Source organism: Bacillus sp. OTU530 (genome assembly GCF_038440375.1).
This window is the reverse complement of record NZ_JASATP010000032.1, coordinates 45504-67260: the sequence shown is the minus strand read 5'-3', so window position 1 is coordinate 67260 and position 21757 is coordinate 45504. Positions and strand designations below refer to the sequence as shown.

The 21757-nt window shown below is 40.2% G+C and carries 17 protein-coding genes and 9 tRNA genes; 23 read left to right on the top strand and 3 right to left on the bottom strand.

What is annotated here, in order from left to right; all coding sequences use genetic code 11:
- Positions 1-3: 3 nt before the first annotated feature.
- From AAHB12_RS20725 to yhbH, 15 genes are all read left to right on the top strand, one after another.
- Positions 4-79: transfer RNA gene (locus AAHB12_RS20725), tRNA-Phe, on the top strand.
- Positions 80-108: 29 nt separating this feature from the next.
- A tRNA-Thr gene (locus AAHB12_RS20720) sits at positions 109-181 on the top strand.
- A gap of 6 nt (positions 182-187) precedes the next feature.
- Positions 188-272, top strand: a tRNA-Tyr gene (locus AAHB12_RS20715).
- Between the two features lie 5 nt (positions 273-277).
- Positions 278-351: transfer RNA gene (locus tag AAHB12_RS20710), tRNA-Trp, on the top strand.
- An 11-nt stretch (positions 352-362) separates the two neighbouring features.
- Positions 363-438: transfer RNA gene (locus tag AAHB12_RS20705), tRNA-His, on the top strand.
- Between the two features lie 83 nt (positions 439-521).
- Positions 522-596, top strand: a tRNA-Gln gene (locus AAHB12_RS20700).
- Between the two features lie 5 nt (positions 597-601).
- Positions 602-676: transfer RNA gene (locus AAHB12_RS20695), tRNA-Gly, on the top strand.
- Positions 677-684: 8 nt separating this feature from the next.
- A tRNA-Cys gene (locus AAHB12_RS20690) sits at positions 685-759 on the top strand.
- A 1-nt stretch (position 760) separates the two neighbouring features.
- A tRNA-Leu gene (locus AAHB12_RS20685) sits at positions 761-841 on the top strand.
- A 192-nt stretch (positions 842-1033) separates the two neighbouring features.
- The gene (locus tag AAHB12_RS20680; protein ID WP_129731051.1) at positions 1034-1684 is read left to right on the top strand and encodes a DsbA family protein; all 651 of its coding nucleotides are present in this window, start codon (positions 1034-1036) and stop codon (positions 1682-1684) included.
- Between the two features lie 932 nt (positions 1685-2616).
- Positions 2617-3759, top strand: a complete 1143-nt coding sequence (gene queG, locus AAHB12_RS20675; protein WP_129731053.1) for a tRNA epoxyqueuosine(34) reductase QueG — start codon at positions 2617-2619, stop codon at positions 3757-3759.
- Positions 3760-3806: 47 nt separating this feature from the next.
- A complete protein-coding gene (locus AAHB12_RS20670) occupies positions 3807-4703 on the top strand; it encodes an amidase domain-containing protein (protein WP_342046850.1) in 897 nt (298 codons plus the stop codon).
- Between the two features lie 67 nt (positions 4704-4770).
- Entirely contained in the window at positions 4771-5259 is a 489-nt protein-coding gene (gene trmL, locus AAHB12_RS20665) for a tRNA (uridine(34)/cytosine(34)/5-carboxymethylaminomethyluridine(34)-2'-O)-methyltransferase TrmL (RefSeq protein ID WP_129731057.1), read from the top strand.
- A 543-nt stretch (positions 5260-5802) separates the two neighbouring features.
- Positions 5803-7698 carry a PrkA family serine protein kinase gene (locus AAHB12_RS20660; RefSeq protein WP_129731059.1) on the top strand — a complete coding sequence of 632 codons (1896 nt, stop codon included), beginning with the start codon at positions 5803-5805 and terminating at the stop codon, positions 7696-7698.
- Positions 7699-8041: 343 nt separating this feature from the next.
- Positions 8042-9217, top strand: a complete 1176-nt coding sequence (yhbH, locus tag AAHB12_RS20655; protein WP_129731061.1) for a sporulation protein YhbH — start codon at positions 8042-8044, stop codon at positions 9215-9217.
- Between the two features lie 91 nt (positions 9218-9308).
- Here yhbH and AAHB12_RS20650 read toward each other — a convergent pair whose 3' ends face one another.
- From AAHB12_RS20650 to AAHB12_RS20640, 3 genes are read right to left on the bottom strand one after another with little or no spacing between them, the layout of a single operon-like run.
- A complete protein-coding gene (locus AAHB12_RS20650; protein ID WP_342046848.1) occupies positions 9309-9569 on the bottom strand; it encodes an HPr family phosphocarrier protein in 261 nt (86 codons plus the stop codon).
- Positions 9570-11474: a PTS sugar transporter subunit IIA gene (locus AAHB12_RS20645; protein ID WP_342046847.1), complete on the bottom strand. Its 1905-nt coding sequence runs from the start codon at positions 11472-11474 to the stop codon at positions 9570-9572. It abuts the gene before it with no gap.
- A 4-nt stretch (positions 11475-11478) separates the two neighbouring features.
- On the bottom strand, positions 11479-13596 hold the full coding sequence (locus tag AAHB12_RS20640; RefSeq protein ID WP_342046846.1) for a BglG family transcription antiterminator: 2118 nt from the start codon (positions 13594-13596) through the stop codon (positions 11479-11481).
- Positions 13597-14246: 650 nt separating this feature from the next.
- On the opposite strand from AAHB12_RS20640, the gene AAHB12_RS20635 reads away from it, so the two are divergent.
- From AAHB12_RS20635 to xylB, 8 genes are all read left to right on the top strand, one after another.
- Positions 14247-14672 carry a transcriptional regulator GutM gene (locus AAHB12_RS20635; protein ID WP_129731071.1) on the top strand — a complete coding sequence of 142 codons (426 nt, stop codon included), beginning with the start codon at positions 14247-14249 and terminating at the stop codon, positions 14670-14672.
- Positions 14673-14699: 27 nt separating this feature from the next.
- Positions 14700-15245 carry a PTS glucitol/sorbitol transporter subunit IIC gene (gene srlA / locus AAHB12_RS20630; RefSeq protein WP_129731073.1) on the top strand — a complete coding sequence of 182 codons (546 nt, stop codon included), beginning with the start codon at positions 14700-14702 and terminating at the stop codon, positions 15243-15245.
- Positions 15246-15258: 13 nt separating this feature from the next.
- The gene (gene srlE / locus AAHB12_RS20625; RefSeq protein WP_342046843.1) at positions 15259-16308 is read left to right on the top strand and encodes a PTS glucitol/sorbitol transporter subunit IIB; all 1050 of its coding nucleotides are present in this window, start codon (positions 15259-15261) and stop codon (positions 16306-16308) included.
- A 119-nt stretch (positions 16309-16427) separates the two neighbouring features.
- On the top strand, positions 16428-16793 hold the full coding sequence (locus AAHB12_RS20620) for a PTS glucitol/sorbitol transporter subunit IIA (RefSeq protein WP_342046841.1): 366 nt from the start codon (positions 16428-16430) through the stop codon (positions 16791-16793).
- A gap of 149 nt (positions 16794-16942) precedes the next feature.
- Complete coding sequence (locus AAHB12_RS20615; protein WP_342046840.1) at positions 16943-17743, top strand: SDR family oxidoreductase; 801 nt, start codon at positions 16943-16945, stop codon at positions 17741-17743.
- A 539-nt stretch (positions 17744-18282) separates the two neighbouring features.
- Positions 18283-18516 carry a hypothetical protein gene (locus tag AAHB12_RS20610; RefSeq protein WP_342046838.1) on the top strand — a complete coding sequence of 78 codons (234 nt, stop codon included), beginning with the start codon at positions 18283-18285 and terminating at the stop codon, positions 18514-18516.
- Positions 18517-18530: 14 nt separating this feature from the next.
- Positions 18531-19640: a GerAB/ArcD/ProY family transporter gene (locus tag AAHB12_RS20605; protein ID WP_342046837.1), complete on the top strand. Its 1110-nt coding sequence runs from the start codon at positions 18531-18533 to the stop codon at positions 19638-19640.
- Positions 19641-20227: 587 nt separating this feature from the next.
- On the top strand, positions 20228-21715 hold the full coding sequence (xylB, locus tag AAHB12_RS20600) for a xylulokinase (RefSeq protein WP_342046834.1): 1488 nt from the start codon (positions 20228-20230) through the stop codon (positions 21713-21715).
- The last annotated feature ends 42 nt before the right edge of the window (positions 21716-21757 follow it).

Genomic DNA, 21757 nt, shown 5'->3' with positions numbered 1-21757 from the left:
AATGGCTCGGTAGCTCAGTCGGTAGAGCAGAGGACTGAAAATCCTCGTGTCGGCGGTTCGATTCCGTCCCGAGCCACCATTTATTACATTTTTTGAAAAAATTATAATGCCGGCTTAGCTCAATTGGTAGAGCAACTGACTTGTAATCAGTAGGTTGAGGGTTCAAGTCCTTTAGCCGGCATCATGTGGAGGGGTAGCGAAGTGGCTAAACGCGGCGGACTGTAAATCCGCTCCCTCAGGGTTCGGCGGTTCGAATCCGTCCCCCTCCACCATTTATAGGGGTATAGTTTAAAGGTAGAACAGAGGTCTCCAAAACCTCCAGTGTGGGTTCGATTCCTACTACCCCTGCCATTCTTGTAATGGCGGCTGTGGCGAAGTGGTTAACGCATTGGATTGTGGCTCCAACACTCGTGGGTTCGATTCCCATCAGTCGCCCCATTTAGAACTTTACAGTGATTTTTGAATGGGTTATAATGGAAAGTAGCAGAAATTTGAAGAAGTAAATCATGAATTTTAATTAATGGGCTATAGCCAAGCGGTAAGGCAACGGACTTTGACTCCGTCATTCGTTGGTTCGAATCCAGCTAGCCCAGCCATATATGCGGAAGTAGTTCAGTGGTAGAATACAACCTTGCCAAGGTTGGGGTCGCGGGTTCGAATCCCGTCTTCCGCTCCAAGATATTTGGCGGCATAGCCAAGTGGTAAGGCCAAGGTCTGCAAAACCTTTATCCACCGGTTCGAATCCGGTTGCCGCCTCCATGCCGGTGTGGCGGAATTGGCAGACGCGCACGACTCAAAATCGTGTTCCTCTGGAGTGTCGGTTCGACCCCGACCACCGGTATAAAAAACCTTCACTTTAATAGTGAAGGTTTTTTCTTTATATAAAGAATGTGACAGCTTTTTGAACGAATGACCTTTCTGTTGGACGAGTTCCATCTACATTGGTATGATGTGTAATAGAAGATGCTTTCTGAGTATTACATGATGGAATGGCAATACTAGAAGTAAATACAATAGCAACGGAGAATAAAGGATGAAGTCTAAACAGTTTTCTACATTATTTATAATTTTTTCATTGGCATTCTTAGTTTTGATTGGGGTAATTGTTTATACAATTATCGGAAAGAAAACAGAGGATAAGCAGGATCCATTCTTATATAAGGAACAGCAAACCTTAGGAGACCAAGATGCGCCTGTCCATATTGTTGAGTTTGCGGATTTTAAATGTCCAGGCTGCCAAAAATGGGATGAGCATGTTTTTCCTGAAATTCAAAAAGAATATATTGAGACAGGAAAAGTTCAGTTTCATTTTATTAACTTCCCATTCATCGGGGACGATTCGGATTTAGGTGCTGCGGCAGGTGAAGCTATTTATAAACAAGATCATGCAGCTTTTTGGAAGTTTTACACTGCGTTATTTGAGGCTCAACAATCTACAGATCAAGTGTGGATTACGGAAGAGTTGCTTACGCAAATTGTAAAGGAGCAGCTACCTAAAATTAATGTAAAGCAGTTTCAAAAGGATTTGAATAGTGAAGCCATTCAAAAGAAGGTTCAGCAGGATAGAGATTTAGCCTTAGGGTTGAAGGTACAGGGAGCTCCTACTATTTATGTAAATGGAAACCTTGTAGATTCTAGCTATGATGGAATTAAAAATGCAGTTGAAAAGGCATTGAAGAAGTGACTGGCACTTCTTCTGCTGAAAAGTTTTTACTCTCGTGTATACAAAAGGTCTTTGGGGTATTTATCCAAAGGCCTTTTCCTTTAGCGGGATATAAGAATCTAAAATTGATAGTGTTATTAATATAGCTAAGAGCTTTTGCTTTTTGAAAAATTTTCTTAACCATACTAGAGTCTGCTCGGCATTGGGAATCTTTTCAACAAGTTTTGCGAAGACTAACTTTTTTCGACTTTTCTCGCTAAAATTCTTGTCGATTTTGTTGTTTCGTGCTATACTTCTAAACAGTTAACAAAAACTTCACAATTTCTTGAAGCGCAGGTATAACTTGATACGCAGTTGTCCAAGCTGATGCTGTGATCTTTATTCTCTTCAATTGCTTCAGAGAAATCCATAACTATTGTGCATAACGCAGTGTTTCGTTTCTTAGATTAAACGAAGCATTGCGTTTTTTAATGTTTATAAATGAATTGTTTATCTTAAAGAAAACTCGCCGATTGGCGAGCCCTGCCCTTGGGCGAAGACAGAGGCGTAGTTGCACTTATACTGTATTCTTAACATTTCTCACTACGTCGAATTGGCTTCGAGCTAGAAATTTATACTTTTTTACAGTGTAAAGAAAACTCGCCGATTGGCGAGCCCTGTCCTTGGGCGAAGACAGAGGCGTAGTTGCACTTATACTGTATTCCTAACATTTCTCACTACGTCGAATTGGCTTCAAGCTAGAAATTTATAATTTCTTACAGTGTAAAGAAAACTCGCCGATTGGCGAGCCCTGTCCTTGGGCGAAGACAGAGGCGTAATTGTATCTATACTGTATTCCTAACATTTCTCGCCACGTCAAATTGGCTTCGAGCTAGAAGTTTTTATACTTTCTGAAAGTGTAAAAATAAAATTAGAAAAATCGTGTAGAGGCAGAGGAAAGGGGGGTAACAAGTATGAATTGGGAACAGCTAAAATTAGATCTTATTGAATATAGCAAACACATTGGAATTGATAAAATTGGATTTGCGAGTGCAGAGCCGTTTCAGGAGCTTAAGCATCGCCTTCTTCGGCAGGAAGAACTTGGGTATCAGTCTGGATTTGAAGAGCCTGATATTGAGAAGCGGACAAATCCTCAACTAGTTTTGTCTGGTGCACAGTCTATTATTGCGATTGCACTTGCTTATCCTTCTAAGTTGAAGAATGCCCCACAAAGTAAACGGGGAGAACGCCGGGGGATTTTTTGCCGCGCTTCTTGGGGGCAGGATTATCATGCTGTGCTGCGAGATCGTTTACAGAAGCTGGAACAGTTTTTACAAGAGCGGGTGCCAAATGTTCAGGTGAAGTCCATGGTGGATACGGGAGAGTTAAGCGACCGTGCTGTTGCAGAGCGAGCTGGCATTGGCTGGAGCGGGAAAAATTGTGCGATTATTACGCCTGAGTTTGGTTCGTATGTATACTTAGGAGAGATGCTGACAAACCTTCCGTTTTCACCAGATATCCCGCTTGAAGAAGGCTGCGGTACGTGTAATAAATGTGTGGAGGTTTGTCCGACAGGTGCGCTTATACAGGGAGGACAGCTTGATTCACAAAAATGTATTGCGTTTTTAACGCAAACAAAAGGGTTTCTAGCTGAGGAATATCGGGTGAAAATTGGGAACCGTTTGTATGGCTGTGATACATGTCAAACAGTATGTCCTAAAAACAAAGGCATTGATTTTCATCTTCATCCAGAAATGGAAGCAAATCCAGAACTGGTGAAGCCTTTATTGAAGCCTCTTCTTACGATTGGGAATCGTGAGTTTAAGGAGAAATACGGTTATATGTCCGGGTCGTGGCGCGGTAAAAAGCCGATTCAGCGAAATGCAATTCTTGCGTTGGCGCATTACAAGGATGAAACTGCGGTTCCAGATTTAATTGCTGTTATGAAGCAGGATCCGCGGCCTGTTATGCGTGGAACAGCAGCATGGGCACTTGGAAGGATCGGAATGAAGGAAGCTGCAGAAGAGATTGAAAAGGCAAAGCAAGCAGAGCAAGATGAACAGGTACTCGCGGAAATGGAAAAAGGTTTAATTATGCTGCAAGATATACAAAATTAGCAGATTCTTCATCCCTTCTTCATATTGTAAGATGAGGGGGAATGAGAATGGGAGTGAAAGCAGCGCTCGAGACAATCATTCGTCATCAAATGAATTTTCTCGTTGGAAATGAACGTGCAAGCGTCCATTTAAAAGGGGATGCTGCCCACGTTTTAAGGCGCAAGAAGGAGCTACTGAAGGAACGAAAAGCGGAGATTATAAAATGTGACGCGCGGGTGAGTGTGATTCGGGAGCTTGCTATAGGGCAGCGGAAGGATGTGGACTATGTCGTTCACTTTCAATACTTCATTCGTCAAAAGGATCTTTTCTACGCGGAGGAGGAGCAGGTGTATCGCCGTGCAATATTTGAGAGGGGACGGCTCGAGGATGATCGGTATGCTGCATATGAAACAATGGACGAAGCAGGAGAGACACTAGAGAGAGAAGTGACGAAGGGAAAGGGAAGTCCAATTCCGTATAAATATAGCCGCCTTGAAGCTGTGAAATACGCTGAAGCCTGGTGGAATGGCCGTAATCCGGCATATACTAACTTTCAGGATAATTGCACAAATTTTATTTCACAATGCTTACATGCTGGAGGATCCCCAATGAACGGTTATCCAAGTGTTGGGAGGGGATGGTGGCAGCAAAATCAGCAATGGAGTTGGAGTTGGTCAGTTGCTCATTCTTTTCAACGGTACTTGACCGGAGCTACTATTGGCCTGCGGGCTCAGCAGGTAGAAAAGCCTGAGGAGCTTCTTCTTGGCGATGTAATTGCGTATGATTTTGAAAATGATGGACGGTGGAATCATACGACAATTGTGACGGCAAAGGATGCAAATGGTATGCCCCTTGTGAATGCACATTCAGCCGATAGCCGGAGACGCTACTGGGCCTACCAAGATTCAAGTAAATATACACCGCAAATGAAATATAAGTTTTTTCGTATTCTTGATAATGTATAGGCAGCGCAATGGCTGCCTGTTTTCTTTTTGTCTGCAGGTGATATAATACTGGGTAGAGGTGAAATTTGTGGGAGTACATGTTGTTTTATATCAACCAGAAATTCCAGCGAATACAGGAAATATTGCACGTACGTGCGCGGTAACAGGTGCAAAGCTGCATCTAATTCGTCCGCTTGGCTTTTCCGAAGATGATAAAACGCTAAAACGTGCAGGGCTTGATTATTGGGAATTTGTTGAGATTACATATTACGATTCGCTAGATGAGTTTTATGAAAAAAATGCAGCGGGAGAGTTTTTCTATTTAACAAAGTTTGGAGAAAAAAGGCACTCTTCCTTTGACTACAGTGATTTGCAAAAGGATTATTATTTTGTATTTGGGAAAGAAACGACAGGCTTACCGAAGGATGTAATTCAAAGGAATTTTGACCGCTGTCTGCGTATTCCGATGACTGAGCATGTTCGTTCCTTGAATTTATCTAATACGGCAGCTATTCTCGTGTATGAAGCACTGCGTCAACAAAATTACCCGGAATTATTGAAGGGTTTTAAGAAATAAAGAGCTGCCGATTATATGGCAGCTCTTTATTTCTTAATTATTTGCGCCTGGTTTATCGTTATAGCCGGCAGTGAATATGGCGCTTAGAAATGCGATGATTACGCCTAGAATGAGTATAAATTTCATTGTAATTCCTCCCTCTATGTAATATCCCCGCTTTTTTATTATACAGAAAATTTCTTTTCATTTGTTAGCATAAGCCTTGAAAGCGCTGTAATCTTTTTTGCGGAACAAATATGTGTCTGGTACGAAATAGCAGCAGCCCCAATCTATCAAGGCTACTGGCTCTTATTTATACTGTAAAAAAATACAAATTTCCAGCTGGAAATGGATTCGACGCAGTCAGAAATTTTAGGAATACAGTATAAGTAGGGCTACGCCTCTGTCTTTGTCCGAGGGCGGGGCTCACCAATCGGCGAGCTTTCTATAAAAGACCTAAACTTCTAGAATTTTACTCTTTTCTGATTCTTGAGAATGTTTAAGGACATCCTCGCATAAAGTTATAATAATCCTTTTGGAACAAGAGAATGGGGGAGGTCCGATATGGATATTTTAAGAAGGATTGAGCAGCATCGGGAAGCAGAGCATCGTTTACAGTGGGAAGGCACATTTGCCGAGTATTTGGAAATTGTGAAGGAACAGCCGTGGGTCGCTCAAACTGCCCACTCCCGCATTTACAACATGATTCGTGATGCTGGTATTGAGGAAGTTGATGGGCGCAGGCATTATAAATTTTTCAGCAACCAGCTGTTTGGCTTAGAGGAAGCGCTAGAACGGCTTGTGGAGGAATATTTCCACCCTGCCGCAAAGAGACTTGATGTAAGAAAACGGATTTTACTTCTTATGGGACCGGTCAGCGGCGGAAAATCGACGCTGGTTACGATGCTAAAACGCGGCCTTGAAGCATATTCACATACAAATCAAGGTGCAATTTATGCAATTAAAGGATGCCCGATGCATGAGGATCCATTGCATTTAATACCGCACCATTTGCGAGATGAATTTTACCAAGAATACGGTGTGCGTATCGAAGGTAATCTATCACCATTAAATTTAATGAGACTTGAGAAGGAATATGGCGGTCGTATTGAAGATATGCTGGTAGAACGCGTATTTTTGTCCGAAGACCGACGCGTTGGAATTGGAACATTTAGTCCATCCGATCCGAAGTCACAGGATATTGCTGATTTAACGGGAAGTATTGACTTTTCGACAATTGCGGAGTATGGCTCTGAATCTGACCCGCGTGCTTACCGCTTTGACGGAGAACTCAATAAAGCAAACCGCGGTATGATGGAGTTTCAAGAAATGCTTAAGTGTGACGAGAAGTTTTTATGGCATTTGCTTTCCTTGACGCAGGAAGGAAACTTTAAAGCAGGCCGTTTTGCCCTAATCTCAGCGGATGAGCTGATTGTGGCACACACGAATGAAACAGAGTATCGTTCCTTTATCTCCAATAAGAAAAATGAAGCCCTACACTCTCGGATTATCGTAATGCCGATCCCTTACAACTTGCGTGTTAGCGAGGAGGAACGCATTTACGAAAAAATGATCCGTGAAAGCGATGTAGCTGATGTTCATATTGCACCGCACACATTCCGTGTCGCAGCTATGTTTACAATCTTAACCCGACTTAAGGATCCAAAACGCCCAGATATCGATTTAATCAAAAAAATGCGTCTGTATGATGGAGAAATGGTCGAAGGCTACAACTCTATCGATGTAGAAGAAATGCAGCGGGAGTACCAGGATGAAGGGATGAGCGGTATTGATCCGCGTTACGTCATCAACCGCATTTCCTCTACAATTATTCGAAAGGAAATACCATCTATTAACGCGTTGGATGTTCTTCGTTCCTTAAAAGATGGTCTCGATCAGCATCCATCTATTAGTAACGAAGACCGTGAACGCTATATGAACTTTATTTCCTTAGCTCGCAAGGAGTATGACAATATTGCGAAAAAGGAAGTACAAAAAGCGTTTGTCTACTCATATGAAGAATCTGCTAAAACATTGATGGATAACTATCTAGATAATGTAGAGGCTTATTGCAATAAGGCAAAGCTGCGTGATCCATTAACAGGCGAAGAAATGAGCCCAGATGAAAAGCTTATGCGTTCAATTGAAGAACAAATTGGAATTTCAGAAAATGCGAAAAAGGCATTCCGCGAAGAAATTCTCATCCGTATTTCTGCGTATGCACGCAAAGGAAAGCGATTCGATTACAATTCACACGAGCGCTTGCGTGAAGCGATCCAGAAGAAGCTGTTTGCAGATTTGAAGGATGTTGTTAAAATCACTACATCAACTAAAACGCCGGATGAACGTCAGTTGAAGAAGATTAATGATGTTGTAGCGAGATTGATAGATGAATATGGCTATAACTCTACATCCGCCAATGAGCTGCTTCGCTATGTAGGGAGCTTGTTAAATCGGTAACGTGCAAAAAAAGTGTGCCTAAAGGCATGCTTTTTTTGTCCACATATAAGTAATTTCCTTGCATTCTTGTAGATATGTTTTTTATACGGAGCGGTCGCATTAGAAAAGCATTTTTATGCAGGTCCGCGCAAAAAAATGAGGATGTCCAATTCTGAAATTATTTGTCAATTATTTGTGCTGCCTGCATAAGATAGAGTAACCAACCATTCATACCCAAAAGTAAAAAGGCCGACAACATACTATATGCATCTGTATGTGAAACGGTGCATCAGCTAAGCGTAATTATATTTAAGTTCTACAGTTGCTTTACAAACCAAACTAAAAATAGAAGGAGGGAAACACGGTGAGTGAAGATAACAACTATAATTATACGATTGCAAGAGAAGATTGGTCCCTCCACCGAAAAGGTCACGACGATCAACAGCGTCATCAGGAGAAGGTCCAGGAAGCAATTAAGAATAATCTTGCTGATTTAATTACCGAGGAAAGCATCGTCATGTCTAATGGAAAAGACGTGGTGAAAATTCCAATTCGCTCTCTAGATGAATACAAAATTCGTTATAACTATGACAAAAACAAGCATGTGGGTCAAGGGAGCGGTGACAGCAAGGTAGGCGATGTTGTAGCCCGTGACGGTTCGAGCGGAGGACAGCAAAAAGGACCGGGAAAAGGCAAGGGAGCAGGTGACCAGGCCGGAGATGATTACTATGAGGCCGAGGTTTCGATTTTAGAGCTTGAGCAGGCACTATTTAGTGAACTTGAGTTGCCAGATTTAAAACGTAAGGAAACCGATGAAAATAAGCTAGAACATATTGAATTTAATGATATTCGCAAAACAGGACTCATGGGTAATATTGATAAGAAACGAACGATGATGACTGCTTATAAGCGTAATGCCATGAGCGGGAAGCCATCCTTTCATCCAATTCACCCAGAGGATTTAAAATTCCGTACATGGAATGAGGTACTAAAGCCTGAATCAAAGGCGGTTGTGCTTGCGATGATGGATACGAGCGGTTCGATGGGGATTTGGGAGAAGTATATGGCCCGCAGCTTTTTCTTCTGGATGGCTCGCTTTTTACGTACAAAATATGAAACGGTCGATATTGAATTTATCGCCCATCATACAGAAGCGAAGGTCGTTACAGAAGAGGAATTCTTCTCAAAAGGCGAGAGCGGTGGAACGATTTGTTCCTCAGCTTACAGAAAGGCGCTAGAATTGATTGAAACAAAATATTCACCAGACCGTTATAATATCTATCCATTCCATTTCTCTGACGGTGACAATCTCACATCTGATAATGCACGCTGCGTAAAGCTTGTGCAGGATTTAATGAAGGTATCTAACATGTTTGGCTACGGTGAGGTTAACCAATATAATCGCCATTCGACCCTCATGTCAGCGTATAAAAATGTGAAGGATGAGAAGTTCCGTTATTATATCTTAAAGCAAAAAGCCGATGTGTTTCATGCGATGAAGAGCTTCTTTAAGCAGGAACAGACGGAAAAGAGCAGCTAAAAAAGAGCCTTGCGTACAAAGGGAGCATGTACGCAGGGCTTTTTGTATCTGCCTCAACCTTAGAAAAAGAGCGATTATGAATAAGGTTCTGTCAGATAAACTCTCTATTAATCAATTGACTCAAAGCTCTCATGGCTTCCGTTTCATCTTCTCCATCAATCTGTATAGAAATAACCTCTCTTTCTTTAATTTCTAGCTTGAGAAGACCGATAGCGCTTTTCCCGTTTACAATCCTCCCGTTGTAGCCGATTTTAATATCGGAGGAGAATCCTTGGGCTGCAGCGGCAAACATCGTTGCTGGGCGGAGGTGGAAGCCGAATGTATTTTTTACTAGCATTTCTTCTACAATCATTTAAATTCTATTCCCTTCTCCTTTGTTATGAGACTTAGCCAAGCCATTCTTGATAATTTGAATAATTTCCTTACGGGTTGTAGCATGGATTAGCCCATTCACTGTATCCTTTTGTTCAATGATTTCGGCTAAACGTGAAAGAATGGATAATTGTTTTTCTCCCTTTCCAGCTATAGCTATCAAAATGTAAGCCTTTTGTCCATCCGCGAAAGTGATTCCTTCTGGATATTGTGCAATAGAGATTCCTGCTTTTTTAATCTGATCACTTTTGGCATTCATCCCGTGCGGAAGAGCTACTCCGTTTCCAAGATAAGTGGAGAAAACCCGTTCGCGTTGCTTCATTTCCTCGATATAATGACTTCCTACATTCCCTCTATGAATCAGTACAGTCCCGACTTGTTCAATCGCTTTCCATTTATCCTTTGCTTTCATATTCAGAAGAACATGTTCTTCATTCAGATCCTCAAAGGCATCAATTGTGTCAGAATTCCCAACAGGTTCACCCCCCTGTTGAGCTTTAAGCCGCGGAATCAATTCTTCATGAAATGATCGATCTAGAAAGGATGTAACAGAAATATGCTCTGCTTGAGGAGCACATGCATGAGCTCGTTCTGTTAACCGAATATTGGATATGACGATATCAGCATCTTGAGGAATATCGTCGACGGAAAGGTTATCCACCATTATATCTAAATTTTCCTGCTTTAGCCTTTTTTGTAACGCAGCGGCTCCCATTGCGCTTGAGCCCATTCCTGCATCACAAGCAAAAATGATATTTTTCACTTCCATCTTTTTCTCCTTAGCTTCCAATGGAGTTAACAGACTATCGTATATGTCTTCGTGTATAACTTCATCTATAACCTCATCTATAATTTCAGTTTGATTGATGGCTCTTCTTTTATGATCATAGGAAAGTACAAGGACAGATCCAAAAAAACTCACCGCAGCCGAGGCGAGAAAGCCGACAGCAACTGCCATATGTGTTCCTTTTGCTGCCATCATCAGCAATAAAATAACACTGCCCGGTGAAGGAGTAGCAGCTAATCCAGCGTCAAGCAGGTAGAAGAGTAAATTTCCTGCCATTCCCCCTAGGATAAGAGGAATGAGAAGTAAAGGCTGCATAAGCGCATAAGGAAAATATACCTCATGAATTCCCCCGAGGACATGGACTGGAAGAGCTGCTTTTAGATTTTCCTTTTCCTTCCCGTTTAAATAGAAATAGCACCCTAGTAACATCCCGAATCCTGGACCTGGGTTTGTTTCTAGAAGAAATAAGAGAGACTTTCCGTTTTCCTGTGCTTGTTGGATACCTAATGGCTCTAAAATACCGTGGTTGATTACGCTATTAAAAAATAAGGCCTTTCCTGGTTCAATAATAAGAGCTAGTAATGGCAGATAGCCAGATTGGGTCAGGAATTCTACTTGCTGAAGGATAACATTCATCATCTTTATGAAGATAGGGTTAGCCCACTGAATACCGATACATATAAATAGGATTGCGGTTAGAGCATCAATAATATTATTAAACAGTAGCTCAAACCCTGTCGGTATTCTCCCCTCCAGCCATCGACTTATGTTCTTAATACTATACCCTATGGCAGGACCGATTACCATAGAGGGCAGGATCATCGGTATGCTTGAGGGATTTTCTATGACTAATACAAACATAACGATAGCCGCAACAACGCCTCCCCGATGTTTGCCTAGCATCTGAGCGGAGGTGTAGGCAAACAGGACAGGAATAAAATAGCTGACCATAAGAACTGCTACTTGGTAAATTTCTTGATTAGGTGACCAGCCAATAGGACCGAATACTACTCTGATTAGACCTACAAGGATCAACACAGCCATATTTTTGAATACCATTCTGCTTATCAAACGGCCAATTCGATCTAAATATTTCATATGTTCACCTACTCAATAATGCGTTTGATTTCAATAAGTATCCTTTTCCGAGAACAGATTTAATTTGATTTTTAGCTGCTTCCATATCTGCTCCCCCTAGAGCTCTAACAAAATCATCTTCAATTAATGCTTTACTCACTTCACTAATAATTTCAATATGTTCTTTCGGGGCGCCTTTTGGAGCGAGCAGGACTAGTACTGTACGAACGCCTGTGTTATGCTCCCAGTCTACGTCTCTTTCTACTTTAAACAAGCAGATACACATCTGATTGATGAGATGACTGCGGCAATGGAGCATCGCGAGCCTTCCTTCTTCAATAACCAATGCTCCTATTTCTTCTCTTTTCCGCAGCTCTTCTGCGAGAGATGCAGAATCAATCTCAGTAAACCGGGAGTGTACATATTCTGCTACTTGCTTGATAACTTCTTCCTTTGTTGACGCATCACTATCAGTACAAATAAACACATGATTCAATAACTGCGTCATGGCCTCTCCGTAACGATTGACCTTCTGAACGGTGTCTTCAATTTCGATGTTTGTATGCACAATTCCCCGCTCTCCCTTCTCTAAACTTTTTAATTGTTTTAAATGCCCTTCAATTAGTTGAATATCCTGGGGAAGGAGAAACGGATTCACTACAACTACCACTTGTCCTTCGCATTCAAATGGCACTGTTGAAATAATTAAATCAACTGGCGGATTTTTTCTAATCCATTCACTAAGATGAAGAAGGGAAACAACATCCACAACTTCTATATAAGAAAATTGCTTTTCAATCTGGGCTGATAGCAAGTGGGAAGTTCCGATTCCACTCGTGCAAACAAGAAGTACACGATAGGATTTATTCTTGAGCTCCTCATTTCTTACCGCTGCAGCACCAAAATGCATAGCCAAATATCCGATTTCCTCTTCTGGGACCCGGCAGTGCAATTTCTTTTCTAAGTATGTGGCCGCCTTATTGGTAGCAGCAAAAATATGAGGATATTTTTCTTTAATGTTCCCCAGAAGAGGATTTCGAAATTCCATATTTAACTTAATTCGATGAATAGCTGATCTCAAATGTGTGCTTAGGTGTTCGATAAGTGAAGAGTCGCTAGCTAAATTGACCCTAATTTCGTTTTCTACAATTTGTATCATATGATACACATATTCATCGATTTCATTTGTATAGATAGGAGCTGAATGTAATCTTTTCACCTTGGCTCCCAAAAGATGCATTGTAATATACCCAATTTCACTGTAGGGGATCTGGATTGCAAGAAGGGAATCCAGGTCTTCCGCCATTTTGCCGGCAGCTTCATATTCCTGCGTATCCTTTATGCTGTTAAAAGCATCTGGAGCAATTGTAATAATCTCACCGTTTTTTAAACGTTGAACAGCTAATGCGATATGAACGACTAAACCCACATAGGCGCTATCCGTTAGGATGTAACCCCATTCCTCGGTTTTCTGTACCACCGTTTCAATTTTGGATATTGTGTCAGGATCAATAAATTGCAGCAGCCGGTTTCGGATGGAAAGGTGCAGTTTTACCTTATCGGAAGAAGGATCCGAATAGGTGGAAAGAACCTCCATCAATTGTTCTTGACTAAAATGCTGATAAAATAAATCAACAATTGCCTCTCGAATGCTTTTTTCATTTCCCTCAATATAAACCCCGAATCCAGGCTTACGGATAAGCTTGATACCATGTTTTTCAAACCAAGGCTCGATCTTTAGCAGGTCATTGCTAATCGTTGCTTCTGTCACATTAAATTTTGTACTGAAATAGTAAAGCTTGGTTGGTTCTTTTAATGTGAGCAACAATTGCTTCAGAATATATTGACGTTCCTCAGGTGAAAATATTTTATTGGATTGATTGATGGACAAGTACTGCAGCAGCTTCTCGCGAGCATACTCCTCACCTTCTAAAGACAGCCCAACTCCTGTCTTTTTATTTAAGATAAGACCATAGGCCTCCAAAAAATGATCCAATCCGACCAGCTCCCTTTGAACGGTGCGGCCGCTAATTGCAATCTCCTTTGAAATTTCCTTCAATGTTACCGGAGAAGGAGACCTTAGGAGAAGCAAGAGAATTTGCTGTTGCCTAGAGTTAAGCTGAATTTCTTCTTTTTCGAGCATTACGAACACTCCTGACAAAATTTAATATCGAAATAATATTATGCGTATTCATCATGTAAAGTCAACGACAAAATTAAAGAGAGGGACTAGCTAGGAAAAAAAGAGGTGAATTTTTTCTATATTTAAGAAAGGAGAGGCTTCCAGCTAAGATGTTAATTTGATGTATCTAGAAATTTGAGGGTCGAAATTCAAGTGCAACTAATCCTCTGTCTTCACCTGATGGCTCACCAATTAGCAAGTTTTCTTTACTACTTCTATGGGAGTAATTAACGTTGAGACTATTCACTTCCTAATATCTGAATCTCTTTTTCCTTTACAATTTAAGAAATTATAAATTTCTAGCTGGAAGACAATTCGCGTAGTTAGAAATTTTAGGAACAAAGTATAAGTAGGGCTACGTCTCTGTCTTCGCCCAAGGGCAGGGATTGCCAATCGGCGAGTTTTCTTTATTAAAAAATGTCATTATGTAAATCACGACATTTTTTAATGTATATCCCTTGAAAAATGTCGTGATTATGATTGTGACAATGTTATATATGTAAGTGATTACATTATCTATTGTGTCGTAATATAATCAATCCATAGAAAGAAATTTAATTTTGTCGACAATCACTTGTTGTTCTGTTCGACTTTTGAAAGGGAGGGAATTCATGATTTGGTACATCATTGTTTTAATCGGTTGTTCATGGCTTCTCCAAAGTATTTTGGGTTTTTTTCAGATTAGACATTTTAATAAGAAATATGCCGAGCTGAGAAAACTAGGAAGAGTGGCGATTGGGAAGAAAACGGCAATGTTTCGGGCTGGTACGGTTGTTATGTTTGCAATTGACCGGAAAAATACTATTTTAAGGGCTGCTAGAATGCAAGGAGTAACAGTCTTCTCGGGAGTAAGAAATTTAAAAGGTTTTGAGGGGAAAAACTTATTAAAATTAAGTGAAGAGGATCTTCAGAAGGTAAATAAATTAACAAAATTGGCCATTCACGATGCTTTGAACAGCTACCATATCATCGCTAAAGGAGGTGAGTTAAAGGTTAAGAGAGGATGGATCGACCTATTTATACCAGCTAAAAAATAAAAAAAAATACGTTGAGGTGAAAGCAAGATGGATTACATTGTAAAGTTCGCAGATGGATTTATGGGCTTGTTTAGAGCAGGCGCTGAAACTTTCGTAAGCTTAGTAACTGGAATTGTACCATTATTGATTATGCTTTTGATTGCCATGAATGCTCTCATTCGTCTAGTCGGGGAAGAAAGAGTAGAGAAGCTGGCAAGAAAGTCAGGTAAAAACCCGTTCACAAGATATTTTGTTCTTCCAATCATCGGAACATTTGTGTTAGCGAACCCAATGACATTATCGCTAGGCAGATTTCTGCCAGAAAAATATAAACCGAGTTATTATGCGGCGGCGTCATTTTCTTGTCACACACACAATGGACTGTTCCCACATGTTAATCCAGGAGAATTATTCGTATTCTTAGGAATTGCGGCCGGGATTACAACACTCGGCTTTGAAACGACAGAATTGGCGGTTCGTTATTTTCTGGTAGGGATTGTGACGAACTTTCTAAGAGGCTGGGTAACAGATATAACAACGGCCTTTGTAGCGAAACAACAAGGTGTGAAGCTGAAAGAAGCAGTTGATCTATAAGGAGGGGAAACACATGGGTACAAGCAGCGCAGTAATCAGAGGAGAAGGCAAAGTGGCTCAAAGCTATAGCCCTATTCTTGTACAAGCAGGACCAGGCGGATTTGGTGGTCCGTTAGTAATTACGCCGACAGAAACGAAAAACAAAGTTGTGTATATTACAGGTGGAACGAAGCCTGATATCGCGGATCGAATTGCAGAATTAACAGGCTGTGAATTAGTGGATGGCTTTAAAACAAGTGTTCCAGAGAGCGAAATGGCCTGTGTCATTATCGACTGTGGCGGAACCTTACGATGCGGTTTATATCCACAAAAACGAATCATGACAATTAACGTCATGCCAACAGGAAAGAGTGGTCCATTGGCAAAGCACATTACAGAAGACATTTACGTCTCTGGAGTAAAACCGGCGAATATCAGCTTGTATGAAGGTGCGGCAACACCTCAAACAGCTAATGTTCAATCTACTGCTGAAGCAGAAAAAAGCAATCAACCTAAGTATAGCGCAGGTAAGAAAATTAGTGAACAGCAAAAACCTAAAGGTGCGATTGCACGTATTGGTATGGCTATGGGCTCCATTGTCAGCATATTTTATCAAGCAGGCCGTGAAGCGATTGATACAGTTATCAAAACGATTTTGCCATTCATGGGATTTGTTGCGATGTTAATTGGTGTCATTAAAGCATCTGGACTTGGGGATGTAGTTGCAAAGTATTTGTCACCGTATGCAGGCACCTTACCTGGATTACTCTTAATTTCTCTAGTTTGTTCCTTCCCGTTACTTTCACCATTTTTAGGACCTGGATCTGTTATTGCGCAAGTAATTGGTACATTGATTGGTGTAGAAATTGGAAAAGGGAATATTCCAGCTCATTTGGCATTACCAGCGCTTTTCGCAATTAACTCTCAAGCTGCAGCAGACTTCGTTCCAGTAGGGCTAGGACTAGCAGAGGCCGAGGTTGAAACGATTGAAGTCGGAGTACCCGCTGTTTTATATTCCCGTTTCTTAACAGGAGCACCAACGGTATTTACTGCATGGCTCGCAAGCTTTGGAATGTATGAATAAAGCTTGAAAAGGATAAATAATTATTTGATTTATCATGAAGAAGGCGGAGAGAAATACAATCAATTCATCTTGATGTTATTTCTCTCTATAAACTCACATAGGATGTTGGAGGAATTAATATGCAAACAGTTTACCAAACTACAATTAATAAAATTGGTTCATCTGTATCAGACTTTCTTGGAGAAAAAATGTTTATTTTATTCGGAGATAATGCTCCTGCTGAACTAGCGGACTACTGCTTATTAATTAATGTAAAAGAAATTGACGGTGAAATTGGACAAGGGGACGTTTTAGTATTCAATAACAAAGAATATAAAATTACAGCTGTAGGCGATGCAGTGAAAAAGAACTTGGGGTCACTAGGACATATTACATTGAACTTTAATGGCTTCGATACTCCTGAACTGCCAGGGACTTTATATCTTGAGGATACTGACATTCAAGTTCCAGAAGTGGGCTCGCAGATTCAGATCCTTAAAAAATAGAGTTAGTAATTTAATAGTAATAGAAAGACTTTTCCTAGAGGATCATTCAGGAAATCCAAAAATTACAAGGAAGAATCGGAAGTTATTTCGTATTTTCGCTTTTCTAAATCATACTCAATTTTATATAGCTAATTAAGGGGGAAAAGAAAATGAATCAATCATGGTTACAATTAGAAAATCAAGTAGCAATTGTTACAGGCGGCGCATCTGGAATCGGCTTAAAAATAACAGAGAATTTGGTAAAGAACGGCGCAAAGGTTATTGTTGCTGATCTGAGTGTAAGTACTGGGGAACAAGCTGATGGAACATACCATATCCAATGCAATGTCACGAATAAACAAAGCGTTGAGAATATGATAAGCCAAGCCGTAGAACGATTTGGAACAGTAGACATTTTGGTTAACAATGCTGGTGTGAACTTACCGCGTTTACTTGTTGACTTCCGTGGCGAAAAGCCGGAGTACGAGTTAAATGATAAGGATTTCGACTTCATGGTTGCTGTGAATCAGAAGGGACCATACCTTTGTGCACAAGCAGCTGCGCGAGTAATGATCAAAAATAATAAGGGTGTTATTATTAATGTTTCCTCCGAAGCGGGCATGGAGGGATCTGCCGGGCAAAGTGCTTATTCTGCTACAAAGGGTGCTGTTAATGGATTCACCCGTTCTTGGGCTAAAGAACTTGGGAAATTTAACATCCGTGTAGTTGGTGTTGCACCAGGGATCAATGAACAAACTGGTTTAACAACACCTGCTTATAATGAAGCATTAGCTTATACACGGGGAGTAACAGTAGAGGGCATTGGAACAGATTACAGTAAAGCAATCCCGCTTGGGCGTCCCGGACAGCTGGATGAAATCGGTGAACTGATTACGTATCTGGCTTCAGACCGCGCAAGCTATATCACAGGTACGACTGTAAACATTTCAGGTGGAAAGTCCCGCGGGTAAATCCTGTAACAAGCATAAGCATTCCTGCCAAATAGTTGAGAAGGAATAAATAGCGTTTCTGTATTTTTCTAGGAGGATAACCTAAACAGTTATCCTTTATTTTTTATATAAGGAATAATGGTTTTCGGGACTTTTGATACACGCAGCAAATTCAACAAATATTTGGAAGTTGCATAAATTTAGATGGATTCTCTCCTATTTGTAGTGATTCTTATAATCAGAGAAGGGAATGGGCATAAATATAACTATATTTTGGATAATCTAAACAGCATAAGAGGTCAAAGCCATTATTCTAAAGGTAAGAAAAAGCAAAGGGAAAAATGTAATTTAATTTTAGGGCTAGGTTTTTAGAGAATTATGGAATATTAAATTTACATTGTAAGAAAGTATAAATTCCCAGCTAGAAGTTCATTCGACGTAGTGTGGAATTCTAGGAATACAGTATAAGTGTAACTACGCCTCTGTCTTCACCCGGCGAGCTTTCTTTATCAAAAAACATTTATAAGTGCATTTTACAAGACACAAAGGAGCAAACATACATGTGGTCAGTCTTAGGAGTGCTCTTTGTAGTGATAGTCATTTTAATCATTGAAGTTCCTTCACTTTGGAAGGCGAAAATGAAAAAGGAATTATGGATATTTTCATTCTTACTCCTGTGTAGTACCGTGTTAGGTATTGCAAAAGGTTTACAGCTGGATATTCCAACCCCTCTAGATTGGGTGGCAGCCATTTTTGAGCCGTTAGGTTACATCTTGCAAGGTTTATTAAAATAAAAAGAGGGGATAAGATGCTCAAGAAAAGGAAAGTATCCTTTTATCAATTTGTGGCATTAGTGACGCTATATACTGTTGGCAGTACGATCTTAGTTGTCCCGGGAAGTATGGCTGCTAATTCAAAACAGGATGCCTGGATAGCAGCAATCATTGGTGTGGGGGCAGGTTTATTATTGGTATGGTTGTATAGCGCTGTGGGGAACCATTTTCCTAATCAGAACCTGATTGAATTAAATGAGACAATTTTAGGGAAATGGTTGGGCAAAACTGTTTCTCTCGTATTTATTTTCTTTACATTAACTTCTTGTAGTCAGGTCGTGTTTTATTTAGGGAATTTTTTGCTTTCAGAAATTATGCCTGAAACTCCAATGATATGGATCCACATTCTCTTTATGATTGTTGTTGTTATGGGCGTGCGTCTGGGGATTGAATCATTAGCTCGTTGTGCGGAAATTTTGTTCCCATTTTTTATCATCCTTTTTATAGTTTTAACACTTTCTACCTTTCCTCAAATAAAGGCTAACAACATACAGCCTGTCTTAGAAACAGGAATGAAGCCTATAGTATGGTCTGCCTTAGTATTTTTAAGCATAGCTTCCCTAACTCTTATTGTTTTACTTGTGGTTTTTCCTGCTTATGTGAATAATTGGAAAGAAATGCGTAAAGCCTTTTTTATTGGTCATTTTATTGGCGGACTTATTATGGTTATGATTATAACTTTGAGCATTTTCGTTCTTGGTCCTTTTCATACAGCAAGATATTTATATCCAAGCTATGAGTTGGCTAGAAGAGCAACTATCGGAAATTTTCTAGAACGAATTGAAGCTATTCTAGAAGTTATGTGGTTATTTTCGCTCTATATCAAAACATCGCTTTATTTTTACGCTACTGTTTTAGGTCTAGGGCAAATGTTCAAATTAAAAGGTTATCGACCATTAACTTTCCCTATTGGAATGATGATAGTTATTCTTTCTGTTAGTGTGTATCCGAATTTTGCTTATCAACAGAAGTGGGATACTCTAACTTGGGTACCTTATATTTTAACAATAGGCTTTTTCTATCCTGTTCTTTTATTAGGAGTTGCTATATTTCGAAAGAACCACCTGGCTAGAGTTAAGAAATAAAGTGATGAATACTCATTTTTTATGATGTAGAGAAAGTAAAGTCGATGGAAATAGGCTAGATTTTTTTCTTGTACTTTAAGAAAGAAGTTTCTAGCTGGAGACCGTTCGACGTAGCGAGAAATTTTAGGAATAAAGTGTAAGTGCAATTGCGCTTCTGTCTTTGCCTAACGGCTCACCAATCGACGAGTTTTCTTTATGAAGAGCAACTCTGTGTAAAAGACCTGAAGGCCTCGGCGCTGTACAGCGAGGTCTTGTTTTGTATTCTAATGTTACGATATAAAGAATGAATGTAATACATCGATAGATATGTCAGTTAAGTAGATCATCATGTCGAGAAACTAAATAAGATTTTATATATGTTTATATACTTTATGTTATGACAGTAGAAAGAATAGGATAGAGGTGATGTAGACTATGGTAAAAATGGATAATTATATTGATTCTCTCTATCTTTCTAGTTACTGTAATAGGGAGTACAGTAGCTAGAAAGATAGAAGGTAGACCTAAAGCAATCATTATTTTACCTGATTAGACTCATAGAACTGGAATTTTATCGAAATGGGAGCAAGAAAGGGGCATAAGTAAATATGAAATATCTAATAGGTATTGATTTAGGGACTTCAAGTGTAAAAGCAATTGTAATGGACGTGGAAGGGGATGTAATCGCAGATGCGCAAGAAAGTTACTCTATTCAAGTGCCTGAAATCGGTTATGCGGAGCAATCCCCTAATGTATGGTGGTCTGCAACTGTTAATGTATTGAGAACAATACTAGAAAAAGAACATGTAGATCCAGCTTTGATAGGTGGAATCGGATTATCAGGCCAAATGCATGGTCTTGTACTAGTTGACCATAAAGGAGAAGTAATTCGTCCCGCCATTATTTGGTCCGATCAACGTTCAAAAACACAAGTGGAAAAGATCAATCAACTTATTCAGCAGGAACAGGTAATCGACAGCATGATGAATTCAGTTTCAACAGGTTTTGCAATTTCCTCTTTATTATGGGTAAAGGAAAATGAACCGGAAAACTATGCAAAAGCTGATACGATTCTTCTGCCGAAAGATTATATACGCTATCGATTAACAGGGGAGCTCGCAGTTGAAGTAACAGATGCCTCCAGTACACTTGCATTTGATATTGCCAAGCGAAAATGGGCCACTTCTTTAATTAACAAGCTGGGGATTAAGGAGAATTTGTTCCCGCCTTGTTATGAACCATACGAAGTGGCTGGTGAAATTACAACATGTGCTGCTGAAGAGACTGGGTTACAGAAAGGGATCCCTGTTGTATTTGGCGGTGGAGATCAATTTATGCAGGCGGTAGGAAATGGGATTGTCTTCCCCGGCATTGTTTCTTCAAATATTGGAACAGGCGGACAAATTGCGGTAATGGTTGAGAAACCGGCGTATGACCCGCAACTAAGAACCAATACATTTTGCCATATCCACCCTGATACTTGGAATATTCAAGGTTCGAGTTTAAATAGCGGTCTTTCTCTGGGGTGGCTAAAATCAAATGTTTTGCGAGCGAATGATTTTCAAACATTAACGAAAATGGCAGAAACTATTGCACCAGGAAGTGAAGGCCTTATCTTTTTACCTTATTTAACTGGGGAAAGAACGCCACATTTAGACCCAAATGCAAAAGGGATTTTCTTTGGCTTAACGCTCAAGCATCGAGATGACCATCTTGTGAGGGCAGTAATGGAAGGAGTGACGTATTCTCTAAGAGACTCTTTGGAAATTATTGAATCACTAGGCATTCCTGCTAATAGAGTCATTGCATCAGGGGGCGGAGCGAAAAGCAGATTATGGCTGCAAATACAAGCAGATATTTTCAATAAGCCCGTGTATACGACTAAAACAAATGAAGAGGCTTGTGTAGGTGCTGCGATTATCGCCGGTGTTGGGGTAGGCATATATCCTTCGCTTGAAGAAGCCTGTAAAAAGCTGATTTCATTTCACTCAGAGATAGTCGAGCCTATCCGAGAGAATGTAGAGATATATAGCCATTACTATGAATTATTTAAAGAATTATATAAACGAAATCAGGATTTATTTGTGTTTGTATAGGTGGATTATAGTCTGATAGCTATTCAAAAACGAGAAAGGACT